The following is a 24,080-nucleotide window of genomic DNA, read 5'->3' on the forward strand; positions in this document are numbered from 1 at the left end:
CGCCGATCCGCTCCCGGGTCCAGCTGCATCACGACGGGGTCGCTGCCGTCTGACGGGATGACACCGCGCTTGCCGCCGTCTCGGGAGGACCAACCAGGGGTCCACTGCGAGACGATCCCGCTGATCGTGCGGCCCGACGCAGGGTCCTGCCAGATGACCCAGCTGCCGGGGACGTAGCTGCCCGTAGCAGGCTGGGGTGCTGTCCCCTTCCGGCGGTCGCGTTGCCAGGCCTTGCGGACTTTGGCTGGGGTGTCCGGGCAGACCGCGTGCCGGACGGTCTTCGCGGAGCGCGGGATGCGGTTGTGGGCGTCCGCGACGACGTCGGCGGCCCTCTGGGGCAGCTCGGTGGCGAATGCCTGCCTGACGGCCTGGTGGTCGGTTCCGCTGGCGCACACGGTGACGGTCCATTCGCCTTGCACGAGGAAGATGGTCGGCTCGTCCTGCCAGCGGACGGGCCAGAAGGCAGGGCCCTCGGCATCGATCCGGGCCAGTGCTTCGCGGGCCATCTCCCGGTTGATGTAGGCGTGAGCCTGGTCGGTTGCCGTACGGCGGGTCTGGCGGATGGCCGCAGCCCTCCATGCCTCCTCCGACTTGTACAGGTGCGCTGATTCTGCCGGCATGGCCTCGTTCTCGATCGCCTTCAACAACGGATCCACCCACGCCTTCACCCGCAGTTGGATGGTCCGTTCCAGATTGTGGGACTGCCCGGCGCGGGCCCAGAGGTCCGTCCAGCTCACGGGGCGGACCCTCGCCGGAAGGTGGGTGATCTGCCCGGACTCCGAAATCCGCGCCGACAGCCTGAGGGTGCTCACTGTCCGGCTTTCCGTGTCATCCGTGTAGGTCATGAGAGGTCCTCCGGGAAGTGGGATGCGGTGCGATGTCATGTCCGCTCCGGTGAGGCGGGCGTGCAGGGGGGGGCGGGAGGTTTCTCCCGCCCCCCCTGGGCGGTTGTGCCGGGGCGGGCGCGGGTCAGACGGCGATCAGGTGGAAGGCGCGTTCCATCACGTCGTCGGCGGTGCCGGAGATCACGCGCTCAGCGCGGGCGGCGCTCTTCAGGTCCGGGCTGGCACCGCGTGCGGGGGCGATGTGGTTGGCGTACTCGGTGATCGCGTTGTATCCCGCCCACGCGGTGCCCCGGATGCCCGCCTGCGTGTCGGCCTGCTCGAACAGGTTGCGGATGGTGTACCAACGGGACTCTTGGTTGTTCTTCTTGCGGGTGCTGTCGGCGTCGGCGACGGGCCACAGCTTGTCGACGACCGTGCGCAGCATGGGAGTGGTCATCTCTGCGTCGAGCATGCGCTGTGCGGCCTTCTCGAACTCCTCGGCGTACTTGAAGGTGAGTCCCAGGGCCTGGCGGGCCTGTGCGATGCGGCCGCGTGCTCCGGAGGTGTGGCGGACGGTGTAGCTGCTCTTTGCGTTCCGCAGTCCGGCGCGCAGCGTGTTCGCGCAGACCACCCGCACAGGTGTGACGACGATGCGGAATGCGCTGCTGCCGTCGTGGCTGTTGAAAGCCGCGATGTACAGGTCCACGTTGTCACTGGCGCCGATGGTCATCGTTTGGGGCAGCTTCATGGTCAGGAACACCTGTCGGCCCTCTCGCAGGGATCCGGCCGTCTCGAAGTGCGCGCCGGACTCGTCTGCCAGGAAGTTGAGAAACTCGGCGTGCTCCTCGTTCTGGACGGGCGTGTAGTCGGGGCCGACAACTCCGAGGGTTTCGGGGCGCCCGGTCTTGGGATGCGTACGGACGCTCGCCCGGTGATTCGGCACGTCCAGAAGCGTCGTGCCCTCTGCCGTCAGCTCGGTGGCGTGCAGGCCGACCAAACGGACGTTCCAACCGTCCAGGGCCGCCAAACGCATAGCGTCCTCGGCGGTCAGCGCGTCGGCGGTCACCGTTCCCAGCTTGTGCCAGGCGCTCTCACGAGCGCTGACGAACGCGGCCGTACCGTCACTGAACTGCTCGATTTCGTGTGCCACGAAAGTTTCTCCTTCTTGTGGGGTGCTCTACGCCTGCGGCGGGGGTGCCACTCCCCCGCCGCAGGCGGGCTGTGGTCAGTCGTTCGAGGTGTTCGCGTACGCGGGGATCACGGCCCGCACCTTGTCAGCGTCGATGCAGCCGGGGGGCCGGTACGGGGAAGGGGTTCACGGGTCGGGACGGTCGGCCGCCGGGTTCGGCGGCCGACCGGGGCCGCTCAGGCCAAGGCGGGGGCGTCCACGAAGCTGACCGCCGGGGGAAGCGGGTCGGACAGGTCGCGGTCCTCGGCAATGCAGTAGGCAATGTGGCTCTGCGCGGCCGTGGCCGGGAAAGCGGCGAGGTCACTGACCATCCAGGACATGAACCTCACCCCGCCGTCCGGGCCCATCGTGCGTGTGGCCAACATGGCGTTGACGCCCGTCGCCGTCGTGGCCAGAAGGAGCGCGGCGAACACGACCGGGTCGTTCTCGTCGTCCTCGCTCAGCACTGGCCCGTCGATGATGCACTCGGCCTCGATGCACTCGACGTCCTCGGTCGCAAGAACCACGGTGAGGTGGTGGACACCCTCACCGGCGACGCGGGCAAGCGACCGCAGCAGGACCATGGAACGGCGCGCGAGCTCTCGCGCGGCGAGAACGTCATGGGAAGGGAAGTTGAACATGGGCGTGCCCTCTTCTCGGGTGTTCCGCGGTGGGGCCTGCGGAGACGGGTGCCACTCCCGATCCCGCAGGGTGGGACAGGGTCGGCCGGGCAGGGGCCCGGCCGACCGTGACGCCTGTCAGCGGGCTGCGCGGGAATGTGCAGGCTGCGCATCAGCACGCGCTTGGTGGTCAGGTGACGCTCGATGAGCTGGAGCACCTGGTCCTGCGTGAGGCCCTCTGCGAAGGCTGCGCAGGTGTGGGGGATAGCGCCGGTCAGTACGACCGGGCCGCAGAGGGTGTGCGGGGTGTTGAGCAACCGCTGAGCGCTGCGGTTGACCTGGACGTCCTCCCAGAGCGCGTTGTCGTCCGACCAGGCGGTCAGGGTGTCGTCGATCCGCTTTGAGCCCATCCGGGCCGTCTGGGGGATGCCTTCACGGCCGGTCAGTTCGTGGGGCTCAGTGGAGGGGGTCCAGTCGGTGAGGACGAAACTGCCGTCGTTGTGCACGATCAGGGCGAAGGGCTTGGTGTCCGTGGTCACAGCTCTCCCTGGGTTCGCAGGTTCGGGGGTTCTTCGGTGCTGGTGGGGTCTTGCCACATCCCCTCACCAACAAGAGAATTCTACCGCAATCTAACGTCATTTGGGGGCGGGAACGCCTTCACAGCCCGCCCCGAAAGAGTGATGTATTCGCAGGTCGCAGGGGGTTTACAGCCAGGCGGGGGGCGGGCATTGCGGGGCTGGTGTCGGCTGGACCCGGAGCGCGAAGCGCGGAGGGCAAGGGGTGTGGTGGCGGGTGGAAAAGGCAGGGGTATTCTGCGCGCGCAGCGCGCACCCCTGCCTTTTCCACCCGCCACCACACCCCGCAGCGCGGGCGGTCGTGAGGGCACGGCCGGCGCAGCGCAGCGGAGCCGGTCGGGACCTCACGACCGCCCGCGGCCAAGGGGGTGGGCGGCGAAGCCGCTCACCCCCGGGCCGGCGCCGGACCCGCAACGCCCGCCCCCCGCCTGGCTGAAATGCCTTGAGGGGGCCACAGCCGGACAGCTGCGGCCCCCTCAAGGGCAAGTCGGGGTCGGGTGCTAGGAGGCCTCGTAGAGCTCCTGAGCGGCCTTCAGCGCTGCCCGGCGGACCGCCGGCGGATAGCCGAGGCGCTCAGCAGCCCCTTCGGCATCGAGACCCGCTTCGGTGCGCATCAGCGCGACGATGCGCACCGCGCGCTCCTGCTGCAGGTGCCGCTGGGCGGCAGGGGTCGAAATGCCGAGGACTTCAACGGCGTGCGACGCGGTCACCGCGGGGTTGGCGTCGAGGAGTTCGGCAATGCGGCCGGGCAGCAGGTCCCGGGGGACCATGTCACCCGATCCCTTCGGCCGACCGCTGGGAGCGCTCATGGCGCCGCGGCCGGCCGCGTACGCGAGCACCGCAGCGCGCGGCCAGTGCTCGACCCCGCCCACGACGACGACATGGCCGGCAAGGCCAGGGTCGGTCTTGTAGCTGTCCACGCTGCGCGGCTTCACATCGAGCAGGAGCGCCGCCTCACGGCGGTCGAGGAGGTCCTCCTCGCGGTCGACCGCCGGGATGACCGGTTGCGGCCGGCCGTCGCGGTGAGCCTCCACCTGCTCCAGGTCCCACAAGAGGACAAGTGCGCCTTCGGCGCTGACCGGCAGCGGAAAGTCAGCAGCCGTATGCGGCTTCGTGCGCTCGAAGCTGGACCACTTCAGCCCGAGGACGTTGGCAAGCTCACGGCGCCCCACCGCGGTTCGTCCAGCACGGATCACGACTTCCGACCTCCCGATAGGCGAGACGTGCAGGGCACGCCAATACACTCGGATCCGCCAGGGCGGTGATCACGCATGCGTGAAAAAAGGTACCGCATCCGAGCGGCATGGTGTGCCGATGGATTGCCCGAGCGCTATGCTCGGCCCTGAGACGCATGTGGGTTTCTCCCAAGGTGTGTTCTTCGGTAGGCCGGCGCCCTTGCCACCCGCCCTCGGCGGAAGTGGGCGTCGGCCACATCTCTTTCACCCACCCCCCGGCCTTTTACCCCGGTCTCTCCCCTTCCGCTCCACCCCGCCCAAATCGCCGCCCTTCCCGTGCTCACCTCCCAGCCCCAGTCACACCTGCCTACAGCGACCCCATCAACACCCCTCAACCCCAAGCCCAAGCACAACCGAGCCAGCCAGAACAGACCCCAACGCCTCCGAACTCCCCCACCCCCTCAACCCCCTATAAGAAATGTCTGACTGGTCACCACCGCCGAGACCGGCGCTGACCAGCAAAAATGCAAGGCCCTCAGCGGAGTGGTTTCCCCCTAAGACTCCCCCTCGCGCTCCCCCTCATGGACCCCCCTCAGATTCCCCCTCGCTGTCCCCCTCAGTCGCCCGGCCCTTCCGCGCTGAACCAGGCTGCGCAGCCCATCCATTCGGCTGAGCACCTGCTGCGGCCTCGACATCGGCCCTCGCCTTTTAAGCCTCTATCGCAGTACACGTCCGCAGGGTGTGAGTGAGGTTGCATGATGGTAAAGATAGGCAGAAACTGAGGCTGGGTACCTCCGTTACGGTTAAGCCATTCCATCTCATATGCGACCAGCGTACGGCCGGCCCCTCGCCCATCTTCTTTCCCGGCTGTCCAGAGTAGCGTCGCACTTGTGGAATTAGCACAACAGCATATCGGGCAGAAAGGGGAATGAAATGCACTGCAGGCGATGTCTTGTTACATTTGGCGCGCCCCTCCTCGCGTCGCTGGCGATTTCCGGAAGTTTCACGGCCCATGCCTCAGCACCCAGGCAGGCGGCAGAGGTTGCGTCGATGCCAAGCGTTTGCAGGCTTATCCAAATAGACAGCCCCGGGTACGACTCCCCCTACCATCAGGGGTGCATCGCGGGATTCAGGCCTGGCAAGGTCGCAGGCGAGCGTGACGGCATGGCGTGTCACCCAGCCAATCCCAACCCAGGGTTGAGGCCTCCGGGGGCAGGTGACTACGCAGACGGCTTCACAGACCGCTATCGGGCGTCCTACACGTATGCGTACAAGGAGGCGTTCAAGCAGGCGAAATGCAGCGAAGAAACCGCCCCGACCGCCCCAACCGGACAGTCCTATGACTACAAGAAGGGATTTGCTGCGGGCCAAAAAGCGGGTAGCGAGCGTACCGACAACTGCCCCCAGCCCACCGGAAAGTTGATTGTACCTAGGGAGGGAGGAGCGGAATTCAGGCGAGGCTGGAACGCTGGATGGGCCGCGGCGACAAGTTGCGTCAGGTGATCTTCCAAACCAGGCAGCCATACTCGTCAGTCCGCGCTGAGTCGAAGACTTGCTTACTGAAAAACTAAGGCTTGTCCCGTAACTGCTGGTCACAGGTGAGATGATCTTGGTGTGGCTGGTGTGATCACGGCGTCGGAGCCGTCTTGGATAGCCCCGTTCACGGGGCTGAGTCCGCGCTGTTTCGGGAAGCTGGTGACCGTGTTGCGGCGCGAGGGTGCGGACGCGGTCCGCAAGGGCCGGCCGTGGAGCCTTCCGCTGGAGGACCGTGCTCTGCTCGTGGCGGCGTACTGGCGCACGAACTTGACGATGCGCCAGCTCGCTCCGCTGTTCGGGGTCTCGAAGTCGGCGGCGGACCGGATCGTCGACCACCTCGGGCCGATGCTCGCCCTGCAGCCCCGCAAGCGGTTCGCCAAGGACACCGTGCTGATCGTGGACGGCACCCTGGTGCCCACCCGCGACCACGCCGTGGCAGAGCAGTCCAAGAACTACCGATATTCCACGAACCACCAGATCGTCATCGACGCCGACACCCGCCTGGTCGTCGTGGTCGGCCGGCCGCCCGCCGGCAACCGCAACGACTGCAAGGCCTGGGAGGAATCCGGCGCCAAAGCCGCCGTCGGCAGAACACTCACGATCGCCGACGGCGGCTATCCCGGCACCGGACTCGTCATGCCCCACCGCCGCCGCAAAGGCGAAGACCTGCCCGACTGGAAGCAGGCGCACAACAAGTCCCACAAACAGGTCCGCGCCCGCATCGAGCACACCTTCGCCCGCATGAAGACCTGGAAGATCCTCCGCGACTGCCGACTCAAAGGCGACGGAGTCCACCACGCCATGCTCGGCATCGCCCGCCTGCACAACCTCGCCCTCGCCGGATAGGCCAGCAGATCGCGACCGACCCTGCCCAGGGCGACTCAAAGATCATTTACGGGACAAGCCTTAGTGGTCGAGTTTGGAAGTCCTTCGGGGGTTGACGCTGAGGAAGCTCCCGTGCCTGGTGGTGGCGTGGAACGCGCCGAGGGGCGAGTTGACCTTCAAGTTGGATGAAGGTCAACAATCGGGTCCATGGACGGCACCACGGAACTACTGAGCATCAGCGCTTTCGCGCGGCGAGTGGGTCTCGCTTCGAGCGCCCTGCGTTTCTACGACGACTGCCGCGTTCTGCGGCCAGCGTGGGTTGACGGGGCGACCGGATACCGCTTCTACAGCCCTGCTCAGGAGGCCCGTGCCGCTCTCCTGCGCAGTCTGCGAGAAGCGGGACTGCCGCTGGCCGAGGTCACCGTGGTACTCGATGGGCCCGAGCGTGAGGGCCGAGAGGTGTTGGAGCGGCACCTGGAGAGGATGCGGGACCAGACTCAGACCGCCAAGGCCGCCATCGCGGTGGCTCTGCGTTCCCTCTCGACTGCCGACAGTACGACGGAAGCGCGGATCGGCGGCGTGGAGTTGGCCAGTGCAGTACGCCAGGTGGTGCCGGCCGCGGCTTCCGACGGGGAACACCCTGCGCTGGGTTGCGTCCTCATCGAATTCGAAGACGGCGAGGTTCGTCTGGTGGCCACCGATCGCTATCGCCTGTCGATGCGCGTCCTGAGGCTAGCGGCACTCGACGGAGGGCCCCGCCGTCTGCTGGTGCACGCGGCTGACCTGATCGAGTTCGGTCAATGGGCAGCGCGAGTCCACCAGGTCACCATCCAGGTCGGACCGGACGGGGCCCGAGCACGCAGTACGTCAGAGTCCCGTGTCCTGGTGACGACCGATGACCTGTTCCCTGCCTACCGCGAGATGCTCTCGGCTCTGGCCCCGCCCGAACACCGCGTGATCGTGGATCGCCTGGCCCTGCGTGACGCGGTCAACAGCCACGCAGACGCTACACACCTCGCCTTGAGCTTCGCCGGCGACGAGCTGGTCGTCTCTCTCGCCGATCACTCCAACGCCGTCACCCTGCCTGCGATCTGCCATGGAGACCTGCCCCAGCGGATCGGGTTCGACCCTGCCGTCCTGGCTCCCGCTCTGGAGGCCAGTGTCGGGCCCGACGTTCTGCTGGAGATCTCCGCCGTAGACCGGCCTGTCGTGGTGCGTTCCGCAGACCAGGGCAGCTTCACCACGCTGGTCATGCCCGTCTCCCTCAGCACCTCCAGCTGATTCTTCCTCAACACCGCACCTTCATCACCCCAGGAGAACCGTGACCGACCCCCAGAACATCGTCGTGCAGCTGTGCGTGCAGGGTATGCAGGCCGAGACCGAAGGACGAGATGCCCGAGCGCGGGACCTCTTTCTCCAAGCGTGGGAAGCGGCTGAGGACGACTACGACGCCTGCATCGCCGCGCACTACCTCGCCCGGCACCAGCCAACCCCGCAGGAGACCCTGCGCTGGAACCAGGAGTGCCTGAACCGGGCCGACAAGGTCGGCGACGACCGTGTCCGCGGCTTCTACGCTTCACTTCACGGCAACATGGCCCGCGCCCACCGGGACCTGGGCCAGATCGACCAAGCCCGCGAACACTTCGAGTACGCAGCGAAGCACATCGACGACGTCCCAGCAGGCCCCCACCAGCAATGGCTCCGCTACCGCATCGCGGCAGGACTGCGTGCCACCGCCCCGGCCGCACCACAGCAGCACGAAGACCCGGTCGGCGAACTCCTCACCAAGCTCTGCGCCCGCACGGACCTCGAAGCCCTGAGTCTGCTGCTGCCTCCGTACATGGGCAGCCTCGGCACACCTGAGGACGAGGAGAGCATCACCGCCGCCCTGCGCATGCTCCATGCCGAGCGTCGCCTTCCCGACGAGGAGCAGACCGCCCTCAGCCACGCAATCAAGGTGCGGTTCGCTGTGTGAGCACCCGATCCTCGGTGACACGCGCGTAGGCAACCGGCCGCCTTCCTCGGTGCCGATGGACCTTCAACGATCACGCCGGCCCTCCGACCTCGCGGTCGGTGGGCCGTCATACGTGCCAGTCACTACCCGCTCCTCCTACCTCCCCGAACGTCCAACGAGGTGGCAGGAAGAGCGGGGGACAGTCGAAATCGCTCACGCTTATCGGCCTGCCGCAGGATCCAGGGGGACAGGCACTTGTCCATACGCGCTGCCGTGGCGGTGGTGCTGACCGCCTCCGAGCGCCACCGACTGAAGAAGATGGCTTACGGTCATAAGACTCCTCACCAAGCCCGGCAGCGTGCAGCAGTCGTCCTCCTGGCAGCACGTGGCTGGGGTAATGGCAGGATCGCCGCCGAGACCCACCTGCACGTGGACACGGTCCGGACCTGGCGCGGCCGGTTCGCTCATGGCGGGCTGCCAGCCCTGGCCGACCGCAAGCGCTCAGGGCGCCCCGCCCGTTTCACTCCCGTGCAGGTTGCCGAGGCCAAGGCGCTGGCCTGCCAGTTACCCGCCGAGACCGGCGTACCGCTGTCGCGCTGGTCCTGCCCTGAGCTGGCCGCCGAGCTGACCGCGCGCGGGATCACCAACACCGTGTCCGCGTCCACGGTGCGCCGCTGGCTGCGCGAGGACGCGCTCAAGCCCTGGCAGAACCGGTCCTGGATCTTCATCCGTGACCCGGACTTCCGTGCCAAGGCCCAGCGTGTCCTGGACCTGTACGCCCGCACGTTCGACGGTGTCCCGCTGGGCGAGGACGAGTACGTCGTCTCCAGCGACGAGAAGACCTCCGTCCAGGCCCGCTGCCGCTGCCATCCGACCCTGGCCCCAGGCCGGGCCCGGGCGATGCGCGTCAACCATGAGTACGGTCGCGGCGGTGCGCTGGCCTACCTGGCCGCCTACGACGTCCACCGCGCGAAAGTCTTCGGCCGCTGCGAGCCGAAGACCGGAATCGTCCCCTTCATGAACCTGGTCACCCAGGTCATGACGACCGAGCCCTACGCGAGCGCCAGACGCGTCTTCTGGATCGTCGACAACGGCTCCTCCCACCGGGGGAAGAAGGCCATAGACCGTCTGACCAAGGCGTTTCCGAACGCGGTCATGGTCCACACCCCTATACACGCCTCCTGGACGAACCAGATCGAGATCTTCTTCTCGATCGTCCAGCGCAAGGTCGTCCGACCCAACGACTTCACGGACCTGACTCAGGTCCGGAACCGGCTCCGAGCGTTCGAAGACCGCTACAACGCCACGGCACAGCCGTTCCAATGGAGGTTCACCACCTCCGACCTGGACGATCTACTGGCCCGGCTCGACCGACACACATCCGCCGACCGACAAGAAGAATCCTCCGTCGCCCTGGCAGCCTGATCAACCCCCGAAGGACTTCCAGCGCCGACCACTAAGCAGGCGATCTTGCAGTTGGGAAGCCATGGCTCTTTCGGGAACCAGCTGGCGCGTTTGACCTGGGCAGTAGCCTCTGCCAACCACGACTGTGAACGAAGCCAAGCGACCAACATCGACCCAGCGTCCCTATCGCGTGGCCGCCGCAGCTTCACCGGGCAGGTGAATCCGGTACAAGCGGAGGTACGAGTGGGCAGGGTCGGCCCATGCGAGCACACCGGTTCTCGAAATCGGCCGGGAGCCAGCCATGGTGGAGCAGTCGGGGATGAGCTGTGAAACGTGCTCGCGCGGCCAGGACGAAGAGTAGAGAGGCCCACGGAGTGTGAAACCGCAGAGTGCAGTGGCCTCCCTGATTGGTGCGGAGCGCGATCTGAAAGTCCTCAGGCCCGACCAGATCGATGCTGTCCGTCACGCCAGTCCAGTACAGGGAAACAGGGGCGTGCGGATGGCCGAAGTAAGCGCCTTGATCAGTAACCGTGAGTTCCCCACTCCCGTCCAGGACCCAGCGAGGCTGCGCAGCGGCTGCTGCTGCACGGCGGCGTGAGGCATTTCCGAGAGCAGACCCCAGCATGCTGCCGATGACAAATGACGGACGGCCGACAGCAACCACGTTCGTGTGCTGGTAGCTGCCGTTCCCCCGGGCGCGCCAAGTCAGCCGCTGAGCTGGCCCCACCGCCAGGACGCGCTCATTCGGAGCAAGCCGCGCGTAAGTAGCGAGACGTGGGCGCCTCTGTAACCTGCCACTCACTAGATCCGCGAGGATGTCGCACGTATGCCACAGGTGTTCGTCCAGGTAGGTCCAGGATTGCTCGCCGTGGGGTAAAGCCCTCGGATGATCCACACACTCCCCCTCGACCGCGCTCCGGCGCCACCGTCTCCCTGGCCAGACAGTATCCGGCCCGAGGCGCCCTCTTCGCATCAACCACATGAGAAGGACGGCCGGGGAACGATCACGCTGCAGTTGGGGAAAGATCTTCAGTCCTCTTCGGAGCTGCTCATCGTCAGCACCTGGCAGGACACAGTGATGCCGGAACCAGGGGGCGTGATCTCCCGGGCGGGGACCGCCAGGGTCGCACCTTCGGCGTCCGCCGCGCCGCCCAGCATCTTCCTACGGGCGCCATCGGGGTCCTTGAACTGGCCGTACATCCCGGAGAAGACCAGGGCACCCTGTCCCTTCGGGGAGTTGGAGGTGTACTGGCCGACGACCGGCTTCGGATTGCGGATCTTCGAGTCGTAGCTGCCCTTCAGGGCTTTCTTTCCCTCGGTGTCCGACAGGTCCTGGACCAGCTCGTACTTGCCGTCCAGCATGGTCTTGGGAACAGTGAGCCGGTACCGGGCCTCGGGGAAGCCGGATCCGCTCGCCAAGGATCCGGCCCCCGCCAGCAGCCTCACGCCGAATCCGAGAACGCCGAGCACCACAAACGAGCCCGCGACGATCCCGATCACCATGCCCGTCCGCTTCTTGCGCGGCGAGCCCATCGGGGGCTGGCCCCACACACCCTGACCGGGATACGGCTGCGGCGGGTAGGGGTGACCCGGGTACTGCTGCTGGTACGGGTGGGGTGAGGACTGCGGGGCGTGCAGCTGTCCACCGTACGGATTCGGGGGCTGCGAAGACCCGTAAGGGCCAGGGGGCTGCGACATGCTCATGCCCGAACGCTACGTCAGCCCCGCATGCCGGAGCCGACCCAGGGTGCGCCGGTCGTAGGGTTCACTGGGTGAGTGACATCTATGAGCTGATGATTGCCGTCGATTTGAGGGACGAGATATCCGAGCAGGAGCTCGCCGAGCTGAGCTGGCATCTGGGGACCGGGCCCCAACCTGAGCGCCTGTCCATCGTCACCGAGTTCCCGGTCGTAGTGGTGGACGACTCTGGGGTCCCGGAGATTGAGGACGACCCCTATCCGCTGCTGGCCGGGGACGGCACAGCCTGGCGGGTGGGTGGTGTGCTCTGCTCGGCACTGACCCGTCGCGCGGACCTGCCGTGGAAGGGCTGGTCGCTGACGTCCCGCCAGGAGATCCACCCCGACGAGTTCGAGAAGGTCGGCGAGCTGCTCTGCTGGCTGGCCGCAAGGGCTCACGAAACGCACCAACTCGGGGATAGCGCAGTCGGGATCGGATCCCTCAGGTTCTATGAAGACGAGGCTCCGGATGCACTTCAGGTCAAGAGCCAGGCAGGTCAACTGGCCGACCTGAAGATTGGTGAGGAGCCTCCTCCAAGCCGTCGCGCGCCGGGCGGCAGTGCTCAGAAACGCCAAACCACCACCAGGACACCAGCGTGGTTGGCTCAGCCGACCTTGTGGTGTTCGCGGATGGCGACGATCTCGCGTACCGCGTCGGCGACGGCTCGGAAGTCCTTGCGCAGGATCTTGGAGTGGTTGCTGACGACCTTCGCGCTGACCCGGATGTTCGGGTTACGGGCGACCACCGGGTCGAGGTTGGCGCGGATCCGTTCCATCAGCTTCGGGTCGCCGCCGAGGTTGCCGCCGGTGGCGAGCACGTACCGGGCCGGCACGGTCACACGGTCGAAGACCGGGTTGAGGGCGGCGGGCGTGCAGAGCTCGTTGATCTCGATGTTGATCTCGGCGTGTTGCGCGGCGCTCATCCGCGCGGCCAGGCCGAGCGGGCGGGCGATCGGGAACAGCGGGCTCATCTTGCGGAACAGCTTGCGGATCTGTTCGCGGGCGGCGTCGTCGAGCCACTCGTGCGGCATGGCGCCGTCCACGGACACCACCCCCGCGACGCGGTCCGGGTTCCGGGCGGCCCAGTGCACGGCGAGCATGGCGCCGTAGGACCAGCCCACCAGGATCGGCCGTTCCACGCCCCTGGCCGTGAGGACGGCGTCGAGGTCGCGCAGGCACGCCTCGAACGAATAGTCCGTGGCGCGCTTCGACTTGCCGCGGGCGCGCTCGTCGTAGGTGATGTGCCGGTAGTCGCTGCCGAGGGCGCTGATGACGCGCCGCCAGTGCGACTGGTCGGCGTAGGAGCCGTTGAGGTAGACCACGGGGCGGCCAGAACCGCCGGTATCGGTCACGGCCAGTGCGGTGTCATCGATCGACACCATGCCGGTCCAGGCGGACTGCTTGATGGAGTTCATGGCTTGCCTCTACTTCCGGGGTCAGAGGTGAATCACAGCGGTGGACTGACAGTGATGTCCGAACAGGGAGTGCGGCGCCGCGTACTTCGGGGCTCTCCTCGGCCTCTTCGGGCCGGGTGACTGCTCAGGGGCTGCGGGTCAGATGCTGCGGGCGGTGATGTCGCCGTAGGCGGTGGTGGCGTGGATGTTCAGGGCGGTGGTGCCCTCGGTGTTCTTGAGGGAGTTGTGGATGCGGCCGTAGGAGGTGCCGGCGTCCAGGGCGGCGGAGACTCCGGCGGCGGCGCCGACCGAGATGTTGCCGTGCTCGGTGCGCAGCCGGACCGTGCCGCGCACGGCCTCGGCGATGGTCAGGTTGCCCTTCTGGGTGCTGATCTCCGCGGGGCCGCCCAGGCGGCCGACCGAGACGTCACCGGCGAGGAGGCTGAGGTGGGCGCTTGCGGCCTCGTCGAGGTTGACGGAGGCCTGGGCGCCCTCGAAGGTGACGTCGCCGAGGCGTCCGACACCGTGGAACTCGGCACCGGCCGCCTTCGCCTCGATACGCGAGCCGGCGGGCAGCTGGACGGTCACCTCGACCGAGCCGGAGTTGCCCAGGGTGCGGTTCTTCGCCGGTGCGGCCTGGATGCGCAGGACGCCGTCGGCGTATCCGACCGTGATCTGCTCCGCGGCCGTCACGTCACGGCCGCTCGAGGCGTTCGCCGGCAGGACCTCGACCGCGGTGTCCGTGCGGTCGGCGGCGACGAAGCGGATGCGGCCCGCGGGGATGTCCAGGACGGCGGCGATCGGGGCGGGGGTGTCGAACTTCTGCATGGTGCTTTCCTTCGGCTCGTTGTTTCCGATGAAGGAAAAGCTACGTTGCGTTCAGAGATTCTTCAACATGTTCGTTGCGTATGAATGGTGTTTGCGCAGCTCAGACTCGGCAAATTGTTGCAATGGGTTACAAATTAATGCAACGAGAACGCCCTCTGCGTTGCAATCGATTGAAGGTGAAGGCTCTGCCGGGGGCGCTGCGAGCGGGCTGCGGAACGCGGTACGGATGGCCTGCCTGGTTGTCAGCCACAGCGGCGGCCCTGCTGCTGCCAGAGGCGAGGCGCCCGGTCTCTTCGGCGGCTGCGCCTCACGCCGCTTCTCCTTCGCCGCCGCGCGCTCCTCGCGGGCGATGCAGGCGGCCGCCTGGGCGGGGACCACGGCGCGCAGTTCGGCGACCGTCCGCGGCACGTGCGCAGTTGGGCTGGCCGGTCGGGGTCGTGGAGCGGCTGGGCTAGGACGCGGTCTTTCTCGCTCACGTCGAGGGTGCGCAGCCAGTCCTGGCACGGTGAGGACCAGGCAGCCCTGGCTCATCGCCAGGTGTTGGTGTCCACGATCTCGCTGGCCTCCAGGTCGATGCGGCCCTGGAAATCACCCGCGTTGCGCGTGACCATGATCATGAGCGGTCGGCCGTCCTGCGGCACAGCGAGGTAGAAGCCGTGCACTTCGCTCGGCGTGTACACCAGGCCACGCGGCGGGTGCAGCCGGAACCGCTCCGAGCCGTCGGCCCGGAAGACCACCGCGTTGTCCGACGGGGTGAACGGTGCAGTGTTGATGGCTTCCACCACCACGACCAGCGTCTCGTCGTACTCCCGCCACGCCATGACATCCTGCGGCGGACGCTCGTACGACTTCTCGGCGCTCCCCGCCGGCCCACTCCACCGGACCGTGGTGTCGCCCGGGGCCCAGGTGACCACGACGCCGGGATCTGCTTCTGTCACTTGGGGATCTCCGTGGGTGGGCCGACTGGGATCAGTCCGGCTCGGTCTTCGAATTCCATGATCTCTATCTGACCCGCGCCACCGGGAGAAGGTGTCCCAGCTTCGGCTGCCTTTCGGGGCACCATGGCCAGTGGTACCCGGGTCGGATGCGTGACCCCGATGTGGCCGCCGTCAGAGGTTCAGGCTGACAATCCAGTAGTCGTATTCCTCTGCGGTGATACCGCAGATGTGGTGGCCGGATGGGGACCGGGCGATGAATTCGATTCGCCCTTGGTCATCGACGAGGCGGGATACGTCGGCGGTGTCGGTGAGTCGCACACGGACCCAGCCGACCTCGGAGCTTCCGGTCACGACCGCCGTGAGGAGGAACGTCCCATCGTCGATGACGACATCGGCTTGACGGGCATGTTCAAGCCACAGCTGGTGGACTCCCCCAAGGTCTCCCTTCAAGGGGAAGGATGCGCTGGGCTCCACGCCGAAACCCGCCATGGCGCGCCAGGCCATGTCGACCGATGGGCCGGGTTCGTTGCCCTGGACCGCGTCCACCTCAAGGCCACTGCTCCGGATGAGCTCGATGAGGTTGTCCTCGCTGGTCCGCATTCAGTTTCCCTCGTAGAAGAAGTGGTGGTCTCCGCCGGGCTTGTCGATGGCTCGGTAGCGTTCCATTGTCCCGTAGCCGTCGACGGTGTTGTCCCAGCCGAAATTCACTCCGGATCGTGACTGGTCTTCGAGTGTGCGTCCCTTCGGTCCGCCTGCGTGGAAGTGCGGTCCGGCGGGATCGTCGGTGTGCTCGACAACAACCCGGGAGCCGTTTGGGGTTTCGAATTGGCGGAAGTTGCCCCAGTGAGTCGGATCGCTGGAGTAGACGTGTCCGGGCATGTTCTTCATTGTTTTGTCCCCCATGACGATCCATTCGGCATCAGGAGTGGTCCCGAAGGGAACTCCTGCAGCGAAGCGGACGACCTGCAAGGACTCGCGAAACTTCAGATCGACCGGATCAAGAAGACAGCGGAGGGCAAGAACCCCGACGCGTGACGGCACCCGCGGCCCGGGCCCGCGAGGCCCGGGCCGCAGGCCCGCGTCGGCGACTGCTCTGAACTCACCGTCCGCACCCACACTCGCGACAGCAGTAGTCATCACGGAACTGGAACTCCGGTCAGAACCCTGAAAGCGGCTTCTGTGACCGCGCTTCCGTGATGACTACGGCTGGATGAGGTACGGCGTCTGCTGTTGGATAGCTCGATGGGACGCATTGAGGCTGAGCTGGGTCAACGACCTTAGCCACCCTCCGTCACCACCGAATGTGAGACAGAGCCGTTAACTTTACGGACCCAGTTTCACCGACCAGCGACACCAGAAGGCTGCGCGGTCAGCGCCGGCCGCCGCCGATGCGGCGGTCGTCGGCCAGTGCGGTAAGCGGGCCGAACTCGCGGGCAAGCTGGTTCCACGTCAGAACCTCGCCACAGCGGGCCGGGAACTCCTTCGGGTTGAACTCGGGCATGGTCCAGGTGCCAGTGCCCCGGTCCCGCAGCCACAGGTCCCCGTCACCGTCGACCACAGTCGGCGGGACCGGTACGGGCTCGGCCTGATCGGTGGGCTCCCAGGTGACCCGGCCCGGGTGGGAAACGCGGCGCAGCTCGGTGGTGGCCAGCCGCGCGGCCAAGTCACGGGTGGACTCTTCGGCGTCCTTGACCGACGCGAGTCGGAATGCGTCGTCAAGTACGGGCAGGGCTGGATTCTTGCTGCGCTTTGAACTCATACGCTGACTACCTCCGGTGGGGGGCGTCACATCCGTTATGGCACCCCGTAGAGGAACACGGTATCCGAGGCGGGAGCCGGGCCGGCTACGACCACTGTCCAGGTGGAGGCGCTGGCACACCGGGCGGTGGGGCTAGGTGGTGAGCTGGTCCTAGACGTGGCGCAACCCGTGGTGGTAGCGCTCAGATATGGCGGTCCGGGTCTGAGAAGGTGAGGCCGCCGGGGGCGAGCGGACGTCGGGCCGGGGCGGGTGCGGGCTCGGGCTCGGTCTCGCCGGGCGGCTGGCGGAAGTCGGCGCCCTGCTCGACCGGCATCAGCCGGCGCCCACCCGCCTGGGCGGGTACGGGAGCGTCGGAAGCGGGCTCGGAGAAGGCGGGCAGCGAGAGCGGTCGACGGTCGGTCATGATCCCTAGTCTCCCAGGCCCGGCCCTGCGGGTAGGGCCAGGCCGCTATCAGCGGTGATAGTGCTCTGGCCCTGGCCAGCAGGGCCAGGCTGGTTCGGACCAGCACAACGTCCAGGACGTCACGGCTCCCCCCACGCCGAAGCGAACCGCATGCCCTCCCAAGGGTTCACCCCTGCGGGCGTCTGGGGCCGGCCCCGGACACACGACAGCGTGGGCCGCCATCGGGTGGTGGCAGCCCGCGCTGGGGTTCGTCGTAGGGGTCTCTCAGGCGGCGTCCCGCAGGCTCTCAGCTCTGTCACAAAGGCTGCCCATGGCCGTCCCTGCAACTCGACTCACACAGCCCCACGGCCGCCGCCTTATGAGTTGACTACTGCTTCCTTCTTGCCCTGCACCTTGGCGAATGCCTCGTTTGCGCGATCCTGGGCGAACTTGCCGAACCCGAACGGGACATTGGGCTTGGCCCGCCCAGCGGCCCCCGCCAGGGCTGCTTCGGGCACCTTGTCGGCGGTGATGTCGCCAAGGCCATTGGGGCCGTCGGCGAAGGCGGGAACGGCGACGGTGAGCGGGAGGGCGGCCAACAGGGCGACAGTGACGATGCGCGGCATGGGCTTCATGCGCTGGGAAACGATCACGCCCAAGGAATGTCACCGCGTCGGGAGGTCCCTCCAAGGCGCTCCCCGTGTCCCTTCCCGCGCGGCCTGGGCGGGGTGCTTAGCCAGCAGCCGCGGCATTGCCCTCCCCGAACCGCGGCACGTCCTTCACACTCACGTCCAGGCGCAGCCGCTTGAACCGCAGCGGGTGACGCCACACGCCGCCCCGGTCCACCGCCCGGTCCGCACTGACCTCCGCCACCAGCTCGGGGTGGACCAGGGTCACGTCCAGGACGTCACGGCTCCCCCACGCCGCCGTGAACCGCACCCCCTCGAAGGGATGCCCGGGGCCGGCAACGACTCCGCAGTCTGCGCCAGCATCGGCTCGACCGGTGGTCTGAGCACCATCCGCGGGGCCTCCCTCGCAGTCGCCCCCTTCCAGAGTCGGCCCATCCGGCGCGAAACGGGTGCGGCACGGTGGCGGCATGCGCCGCTGGTCCCTGTTGACCCGGACAACGTCCGCTAACGACCCGCAATTCGGCGTGGTGACGAAGGCGGTGAGGAGGCCTTGGCGCACATCTCGCCGACGGATTCATACGTCCGACCGTTCGAGGGACCTCCTGCGACGACCACCACGGACCTGGGAAGGGTCACTGGTGATCAGCACCGTGCTGATCAGGAAGGCAGGCATGGACGACAGCCAGCGAGCTCAGGCAGAGGGTCAAGCAAGAATGCTGTTCCAGGAGATCGACAAGGACCGGGACGGCCGCCTCACGGTTCGGGAAATGATGGACTACACCACCAAGAAGGGCCCGATCGACCCGATCGCCATGGATAAGGCGTTCCACAACTTCTTCGCTGCCGACACCGACAAGAGCGAGACCCTGAGCGAGGAAGAGTTCGTTCGGCACTACGTCGAGTCGCAGGCGTGACCTGCGGGGCCGTCACGTTCCGAGCGTGACGGCCCCGTGCAACCACCCTCGGCACTCCCCGGCCCGCGTAAGGCAGACCGGGTGCCGGCGTCACCAGCCCCGCCATCGCGTCGCTGTGCCACCAGACCTACCGCTGACCTGCGGCGCGCCCCCTCGCCGAGAAAATCGAACACATGATGGAATAGAGGGACCCCCGCACCGAGGAGCAGCGCCATGACCTTCCCCGCCCCGGCACCCACCGCCAGACCGCAGGTCGCCACCTGGTCCCCCTCCCAGACCGGCCCATGCGCGCGGTGCGGTTCGCCATGTGCGCGGTACGGGGCCCCTGCCAACCCCTTGTGCGAGGCGTGCAGGGCCGCGCGACGGGGGCTGAGAGGGCGTTGTCGAACGAGTCGCCGACCGATCCCATGGACGCCTGGATACCGGCTCTGACCAGGCGTGTTGTGAGCTTCACGGACGTGTATTGGCAACCGTGGTCCGCATGGTGAATGAGCTCGCCGGCGATGGGCTCGCGGCTGGCCAGGGCGTACTCGAGGGTGGTCAGGACCAGGTCGGCGTCCGCGCGGGCGGAAGTCTCCCAGGGCACGACCCGGCGGGAGAACGCGTCGCGGATCGCGGAGAGCCACAGCGGGCCATCCAACGTCGTGATCATAGTCAGGTCGGTGACCCACAGCCGGTTCGGCCCGGTCGCGGTGAAGTCGCGCTCGACCAGGTCAGGAGCGAGCTCGGCGTCCGGGGCGCGTCGGGTGAAGCCCTTGTCCCGGCGGGGACTGATCCCGGCCAGGCCGGCCTGGCGCATGAGACGTTCGACGCGCTTGCGGCCGACTCGGGTGCCTTCGCGCTTGAGGACGGCGTGCACACGCGGTGAGCCGTAGATCCCGCCGGACTCGTCGTGGACCTGACGGATCCTGCTGGTCAGCTCGGCGTCCCGACGGCGTCGCTCGCACGGCTCGGTCTCGGCCTGGCGCCACCGGTAGTAGGTGGAGGAGGGGATCTGGAGTTCCCGGAGTATGGGCTCGACCCCCAGGTGCGGGTGCTCGTCGAGGAGTCCTGTCACCTGGGCCGGGTTCGCCCGCTTGAGCTGTCCGTTCTCCTTCCGCAGGGCCGCCAGTTCCTCACGCTCGGCGGTCGTGAGCAGGTCTCCCCGTTCGCCGGCGTCGGCCTGCCGGATCCAGTTGCGCAGAGCCTCGTGATGCACGCCGAGTTCCTCGGCCATCCGGCGGATCACCGGCTTCGGCTCGGTGGTCCGGTACATCCGGACCGCGCGTTCACGCGACTCCCGCGGGTATTCCCTCGGTGCAGGCATCGTCTGGACTCCTCTCATGAGACCCATCTGACCCTCTGTCACCACTTCCCGCATCGGGGGAACCTCACCCCTCCACAGGGTCGCTGTGCTGGCCTCCCTTGCGGCCGACCTCATAAGCGGTGGTCCTCGGCGAGGATGAGATCGGCTGCGTGGTGCGGGCAGGCAGGGGTATGCCAGGTCACCGACAGGAACTCTCCCTCGGCACTGAGAGTCCGCGCTCCACCCGTGACCGCAGTGGCCCGGCAAAAGCCGCAGACGACAACCTTCAAGGGGAACAGGTCCGCCGACGGGCGGGATCGTGTCGTTGGTTCCATCGTCTGCTCCTGCGGTGGCGGCACGGGCGAGACCTCTCACCTACCCACCGATGCTCCCAGCAGGCACGGGCGTCCAGGGCGAAGCCATGGAAAGCCTCGGCAATAGCGAGCCCGCACCTGCCCGTCAGACCAGATGGGCCCCGGGACAGGGGGGCGTCCCGGGGCCGGTCGCGGCACCGCAAGGGGGGAGCGGTTGTGCATCTGACGCGACGATATGGATAAACGATTCAGCAGCTGCCCGGTTACGGCTGCATCCAACCCGCGCGCGCCATCGCGGCCGCGGCAGGTCAGCCGCTGAAGGGCTGTACGCCTTCCCCGAACACCGGCACGTCGGCGACGGGGACGTCCAGACGCAGCCGCTTGAACCGCAACGGATGCCGGAAGACGCCGCCCCGGTCCACGGCCCGGTCGGCGCTGACCTCCGCCACCAGCTCCGGGCGGACCAGCACCACGTCCAGGACGTCACGGCTCCCCCACGCCGAAGCGAACCGCACACACCCTCCCACAGGTGCCCCGGGCCAGCGGCGGCCAAGTGCTCGCCCACCTGCCGGGCCTGCTCCGGCCGCAGCGGGACCGTCCGGCCGACCGCGCGCAGGCGGCCCGCCTCATCGTGGCGGCCGAGGACGAGGAGCTGCGGCCGGGCGAGGGTGCCGGTTGGGCGTCGACCGCCAGCAGGCGGGCAGTCTGCGCCATGCGGTGCAGCTGATACAGGGATCACCAGTAGCACTGCATGGTCATGTCGTCCAGGCGCACAAATTTAAAGAATCCATCTGCGCCAATTATTGCCTTGACAAAAACCGGATTGACTCCATTAAGGTTCCACCGCTGCGTATCGACTGCCTGATATGAGTCGCTACCCTTGATGAAGGGGTACGTAGAGAAGAGCAGGTGGTCGTGGGCATCCCAAATTTCGATGCCGACCTGCGCGTTGCTGATGGACCTCATGTAGAACTGCGCTGCACACTGCGCATTCCCTGGTACTGAGTTCGTCGGCACCCAGTAACCTTCGAAGGCCCAACCGTCCCTGGCGAGCAGCCATCCGTTGTTGTCGCCGGAGTGCGCCGCGCCGAGCGCGAGGTCGAAGCCAGCGGACGCTGAGCCACCAGTCGCTACTACCCAATTTGCCCGAGGGTTGCCCTCGAACCCGTCCTGTACCTGGGAGATCCTTGCCTGCGCTTCTCCGGAGTTGGCCACCAGCAGTGAGGCGGACAGCACGGCAATTGCTGCTAGCGAGTTGAGTCTGCGGCGGAGGAGCACGGATCCAAAGGGTGAGTGGTTTCTTTGCATGACGTCCCTTTTCCGAGCGCCACCTTAGGGCGAGGTGTCTCACTCCAGTCGCTGCCTTGACGTATCACGCGCCGCTTACGAGCTTGGGCGATGGGGCAGACATGATTTTACGTCCGGCTCCAATCTAGGTCGCCCACTGTGGCTACGCATCTTGGAGATGCGCAGAAGCGCAAGCGATGTGGGATGAAAGCGTTAACCCGGGACAGAATGTGTCGCAGATATTGATCAGAAACTCATGGGGTCCTCGTCCAGGATGTAGCGGACATGCGGGCCGCCGAAGTAGCCGCGGACGATGTGCGGCTGACGCTGGCGTCTGCGGAAGAAGCGACGGGTCTCGGCGGCGAGTTCGGCCTGGTTACGGCCCTGGTGCTGCTTGGGCAGGCTGTGCTTGAGGTCGGCGTTGACCAGCTCGTCAGTGTTCAGCTCGGGCGAGTACGTCGACGTCGTCGGGGTGGGCAGCGAGCCAGTCGCGGACCTTCTTGGAGCGGTGGGCGGAGTGCCCGTCGACCACGAGATGGACCTTGCGGTCGAAGTGGCCGGCGAGCCGGTCCAGGAAGCGGCACATCACCTCGGCGGTGAAGCTCTCGGCGAAGACCATGAAGTACATCCGGCCCTTGGTACTGATCGCCGACATCGCGTTCACCGAGAACCGGTTGCCAGTCCGCCGCACGACGGGAGTCTTCCCCTTCTCTCCCCAGGTGCGGCCGGTGACCTGGTCGGAGCGGATGCCGACCTGGTCGGCGAACAGGACCTCGCCGCCGTCCTTCTTCGCCTTCGCCCAGATCGCCGACCAGGTCTCCTCGTGCCAGCGGCGCACGGCCTCCGGGTCCTGCTCCACGGCCCGCTTGTCCGAACGCTGGAAGGACAGCCCCCACCGCCGCAGGTACTTGCCCAACCCCGGTTCGGTCAGCCGCAGCCGGTACAGCCTCGCGATCAGCTCGCCCACCAGCCGCCGCGTCCACAACTGCCCGCTCAACCCCACGTCGCAGGGCCGGTGATCGAGGACTGCCTGCCGCACAGCGGTCTGCTCCGCTTCCCCGAGCAGCTGATGCACCCAGACCGGTTTGCCGCGAGGCCGCATGACCAGCGCTTCCCGCCCGCCGGCCTGCCACTTTGCCCACCACGTGTCGACCGCCTTCAGCGACACCCCGAAGACCGCCGCCACGTCCTCACGGTCCCGCCCCGCCACCAACGCGGCCACCGCCCGCAGCCGCAGGGCCTCCTGCACCGACGGCGACAGATGCCGCGCGTCCCCCACCAGATCGCTCACGCCCCTCCAACGACCCAGAACCCAAACCGTTTCTGATCAATAGGAGCGATTCGTACGGAAGTCGTACGCCTTGTCGCGCGGACTCGGCCCGGAAGCTTGCCCGGCCGTCCCGGGCCGAGCCTGGGCACCCGGATTGTTTCCAGAACCGGCTCGAATCGCAGGGAATCGCTCCGCTGCCCGGCCATGATCACGATTGCCGTGAGGGACCACCCTCACGAAGGCCATCCCCAGGCCCGCCGCCGCGAACGCGCCCCGTCCCCGGCCTCAGGCAGGCGCACCAGCCACCCGTCCGGGGCGGTCCTGCTCCCACTCGAACAGGTCGGGCAGGCGGACCTCCCGCCGTTTCCTGGCGGCATCTGGGCACACCCGGCGCGCCGACACCCGGGAGCGGCGCACAGAGTGTGCCCGATGCCGCCAGGTCAAGCCACGAAAGTCAGGGTCATGACGCGATTGGCGTGCCCGGGGCTTACTTCACCAACACCAAAACCCGCCGCCACAAACTCACCCAAGAGCAGCGCACCACGCTATGGAGTGGGCGTGAAACCACCCGCCGACCGCTGAGCTGGCCGGACACACGCGAGAGTGGGCCTTGGTCCTCGGGCTATCCCGAACGGTCCGAGGCTGTCCGGCGAACAGTTCCGCAGGGATATACCGGGCGTCTCCGGATCCGTCAAGTCCCGAGTTGTCGGAGCGTGACGGCGTTGTGCCGGTCGGGCTTACTGAAGATGTGGGCCCCACCAGACATGGACACGGGGCCGCAGGGGTGGCGGAAATCCTCGCCGAGGATTTTCCCGCTCACCGAACCGCCAGCTTTCCCGGCACGGCGGTCCCGGCCGGAACCGAGCCGCCAGCCGGCCCCCCGATTCCCCGGGGCACGTCGGGAAACCCCTCGACAGAAGGAGAAATCCCATGACCCATGGCGTTCACGCCCACAACGACGCACAGCCCACACGGCGGGGCCTGCGTCTCGCGATGGTCTTCGCCTCGACCGCGTTCCTCTCCGGGGGCGTCATCCTTCCGGCAACCGCCGCCACGACGGCCGTGAGACAGCCCGCCCCCGCGTCCGCCGTCACCGACGGCGGAAAGGGCGGTAACGGCGAGGAAGGCTGCGCCGGTGACTGCGGTCCAGCCCCATGGAACCGCCGCCCCGCAGGCACCGGCGGAGCGGGCGGTGACAAGCGAGAGATTCGCCAGGTCCGCATCGGGACACCGCCGACACCGCCGCGTTACCCTGATCCCCCG

General features: G+C 67.4%; 25 protein-coding genes. 7 read left to right on the forward strand and 18 right to left on the reverse strand.

From position 1 onward, the window contains the following. From OHT74_RS00005 to OHT74_RS00015, 3 genes are all read right to left on the reverse strand, one after another. Nucleotides 1–737 (reverse strand): hypothetical protein (locus OHT74_RS00005; protein WP_328618802.1); only part of this gene is annotated, 737 nt, incomplete at its 3' end. Nucleotides 738–969: 232 nt separating this feature from the next. Next, complete coding sequence (locus tag OHT74_RS00010; protein ID WP_328618803.1) at nt 970–1,974, reverse strand: DUF932 domain-containing protein; 1,005 nt, start codon at nt 1,972–1,974, stop codon at nt 970–972. Between the two features lie 215 nt (nt 1,975–2,189). Continuing rightward, complete coding sequence (locus tag OHT74_RS00015) at nt 2,190–2,633, reverse strand: hypothetical protein (RefSeq protein ID WP_328618804.1); 444 nt, start codon at nt 2,631–2,633, stop codon at nt 2,190–2,192. A 107-nt stretch (nt 2,634–2,740) separates the two neighbouring features. Between OHT74_RS00015 and OHT74_RS00020 the strand changes: the two genes are divergently transcribed. Further along, on the forward strand, nt 2,741–3,016 hold the full coding sequence (locus OHT74_RS00020; RefSeq protein ID WP_328618805.1) for a hypothetical protein: 276 nt from the start codon (nt 2,741–2,743) through the stop codon (nt 3,014–3,016). Nucleotides 3,017–3,687: 671 nt separating this feature from the next. Here OHT74_RS00020 and OHT74_RS00025 read toward each other — a convergent pair. Beyond that, the gene (locus OHT74_RS00025) at nt 3,688–4,383 is read right to left on the reverse strand and encodes a hypothetical protein (protein WP_328618806.1); all 696 of its coding nucleotides are present in this window, start codon (nt 4,381–4,383) and stop codon (nt 3,688–3,690) included. 1,593 nt (nt 4,384–5,976) lie between these two features. Between OHT74_RS00025 and OHT74_RS00030 the strand changes: the two genes are divergently transcribed. The 4 genes from OHT74_RS00030 to OHT74_RS00045 all read left to right on the forward strand — a co-directional run bounded on the left by OHT74_RS00030 (nt 5,977) and on the right by OHT74_RS00045 (nt 10,102). Next, nucleotides 5,977–6,744 (forward strand): transposase, encoded by a 768-nt coding sequence (locus tag OHT74_RS00030; protein WP_328618807.1) that lies wholly within the window; start codon nt 5,977–5,979, stop codon nt 6,742–6,744. A gap of 186 nt (nt 6,745–6,930) precedes the next feature. After that, the gene (locus OHT74_RS00035) at nt 6,931–8,004 is read left to right on the forward strand and encodes a DNA polymerase III subunit beta family protein (RefSeq protein ID WP_328618808.1); all 1,074 of its coding nucleotides are present in this window, start codon (nt 6,931–6,933) and stop codon (nt 8,002–8,004) included. A 40-nt stretch (nt 8,005–8,044) separates the two neighbouring features. Continuing rightward, complete coding sequence (locus tag OHT74_RS00040) at nt 8,045–8,698, forward strand: hypothetical protein (protein ID WP_328618809.1); 654 nt, start codon at nt 8,045–8,047, stop codon at nt 8,696–8,698. Between the two features lie 234 nt (nt 8,699–8,932). Further along, nucleotides 8,933–10,102: an IS630 family transposase gene (locus tag OHT74_RS00045; protein WP_328618810.1), complete on the forward strand. Its 1,170-nt coding sequence runs from the start codon at nt 8,933–8,935 to the stop codon at nt 10,100–10,102. Between the two features lie 1,008 nt (nt 10,103–11,110). On the opposite strand, the gene OHT74_RS00050 is transcribed toward OHT74_RS00045, so the two are convergent. From OHT74_RS00050 to OHT74_RS00095, 10 genes are all read right to left on the reverse strand, one after another. Next, nucleotides 11,111–11,785: a hypothetical protein gene (locus OHT74_RS00050; RefSeq protein ID WP_328618811.1), complete on the reverse strand. Its 675-nt coding sequence runs from the start codon at nt 11,783–11,785 to the stop codon at nt 11,111–11,113. A 637-nt stretch (nt 11,786–12,422) separates the two neighbouring features. After that, entirely contained in the window at nt 12,423–13,232 is an 810-nt protein-coding gene (locus OHT74_RS00055; protein ID WP_328618812.1) for an alpha/beta fold hydrolase, read from the reverse strand. Nucleotides 13,233–13,370: 138 nt separating this feature from the next. Then, nucleotides 13,371–14,039, reverse strand: coding sequence for a DUF4097 family beta strand repeat-containing protein (locus OHT74_RS00060; RefSeq protein WP_328618813.1), 669 nt, complete (start codon nt 14,037–14,039; stop codon nt 13,371–13,373). A 527-nt stretch (nt 14,040–14,566) separates the two neighbouring features. After that, nucleotides 14,567–14,977 (reverse strand): hypothetical protein, encoded by a 411-nt coding sequence (locus OHT74_RS00065; protein WP_328618814.1) that lies wholly within the window; start codon nt 14,975–14,977, stop codon nt 14,567–14,569. A gap of 171 nt (nt 14,978–15,148) precedes the next feature. Continuing rightward, a complete protein-coding gene (locus OHT74_RS00070) occupies nt 15,149–15,577 on the reverse strand; it encodes a hypothetical protein (protein WP_328618815.1) in 429 nt (142 codons plus the stop codon). Then, on the reverse strand, nt 15,578–16,114 hold the full coding sequence (locus OHT74_RS00075) for an HNH/endonuclease VII fold putative polymorphic toxin (protein ID WP_328618816.1): 537 nt from the start codon (nt 16,112–16,114) through the stop codon (nt 15,578–15,580). Between the two features lie 232 nt (nt 16,115–16,346). Beyond that, entirely contained in the window at nt 16,347–16,736 is a 390-nt protein-coding gene (locus OHT74_RS00080) for a hypothetical protein (protein ID WP_079403197.1), read from the reverse strand. Between the two features lie 181 nt (nt 16,737–16,917). Next, a complete protein-coding gene (locus tag OHT74_RS00085; RefSeq protein ID WP_283454507.1) occupies nt 16,918–17,139 on the reverse strand; it encodes a hypothetical protein in 222 nt (73 codons plus the stop codon). A gap of 356 nt (nt 17,140–17,495) precedes the next feature. Beyond that, on the reverse strand, nt 17,496–17,771 hold the full coding sequence (locus tag OHT74_RS00090) for a hypothetical protein (protein ID WP_328618817.1): 276 nt from the start codon (nt 17,769–17,771) through the stop codon (nt 17,496–17,498). A gap of 79 nt (nt 17,772–17,850) precedes the next feature. Beyond that, nucleotides 17,851–18,057, reverse strand: a complete 207-nt coding sequence (locus tag OHT74_RS00095) for a hypothetical protein (RefSeq protein ID WP_328618818.1) — start codon at nt 18,055–18,057, stop codon at nt 17,851–17,853. Nucleotides 18,058–18,385: 328 nt separating this feature from the next. Here OHT74_RS00095 and OHT74_RS00100 point away from each other — a divergent pair, with 328 nt between their 5' ends. Beyond that, a complete protein-coding gene (locus tag OHT74_RS00100) occupies nt 18,386–18,661 on the forward strand; it encodes an EF-hand domain-containing protein (RefSeq protein WP_328618819.1) in 276 nt (91 codons plus the stop codon). A 127-nt stretch (nt 18,662–18,788) separates the two neighbouring features. Here the strand turns inward: OHT74_RS00100 and OHT74_RS00105 are convergent, their stop codons facing one another. Together OHT74_RS00105 and OHT74_RS00110 are read right to left on the reverse strand one after the other, a co-directional pair. Continuing rightward, a complete protein-coding gene (locus OHT74_RS00105; protein ID WP_328618820.1) occupies nt 18,789–19,967 on the reverse strand; it encodes an IS3 family transposase in 1,179 nt (392 codons plus the stop codon). Between the two features lie 601 nt (nt 19,968–20,568). After that, complete coding sequence (locus tag OHT74_RS00110; protein ID WP_328618821.1) at nt 20,569–20,775, reverse strand: hypothetical protein; 207 nt, start codon at nt 20,773–20,775, stop codon at nt 20,569–20,571. Between the two features lie 14 nt (nt 20,776–20,789). On the opposite strand from OHT74_RS00110, the gene OHT74_RS00115 reads away from it, so the two are divergent. After that, nucleotides 20,790–20,987, forward strand: coding sequence for a hypothetical protein (locus OHT74_RS00115; RefSeq protein ID WP_328618822.1), 198 nt, complete (start codon nt 20,790–20,792; stop codon nt 20,985–20,987). An 8-nt stretch (nt 20,988–20,995) separates the two neighbouring features. On the opposite strand, the gene OHT74_RS00120 is transcribed toward OHT74_RS00115, so the two are convergent. Together OHT74_RS00120 and OHT74_RS00125 are read right to left on the reverse strand one after the other, a co-directional pair. Then, a complete protein-coding gene (locus OHT74_RS00120) occupies nt 20,996–21,538 on the reverse strand; it encodes a hypothetical protein (protein ID WP_328618823.1) in 543 nt (180 codons plus the stop codon). 442 nt (nt 21,539–21,980) lie between these two features. Further along, complete coding sequence (locus tag OHT74_RS00125; protein ID WP_443047233.1) at nt 21,981–22,838, reverse strand: IS630 family transposase; 858 nt, start codon at nt 22,836–22,838, stop codon at nt 21,981–21,983. Nucleotides 22,839–24,080: the final 1,242 nt, after the last annotated feature.

This window comes from Streptomyces sp. NBC_00354 (genome assembly GCF_036106915.1).
In the GTDB taxonomy this organism is placed as follows: Bacteria; Actinomycetota; Actinomycetes; order Streptomycetales; family Streptomycetaceae; genus Streptomyces.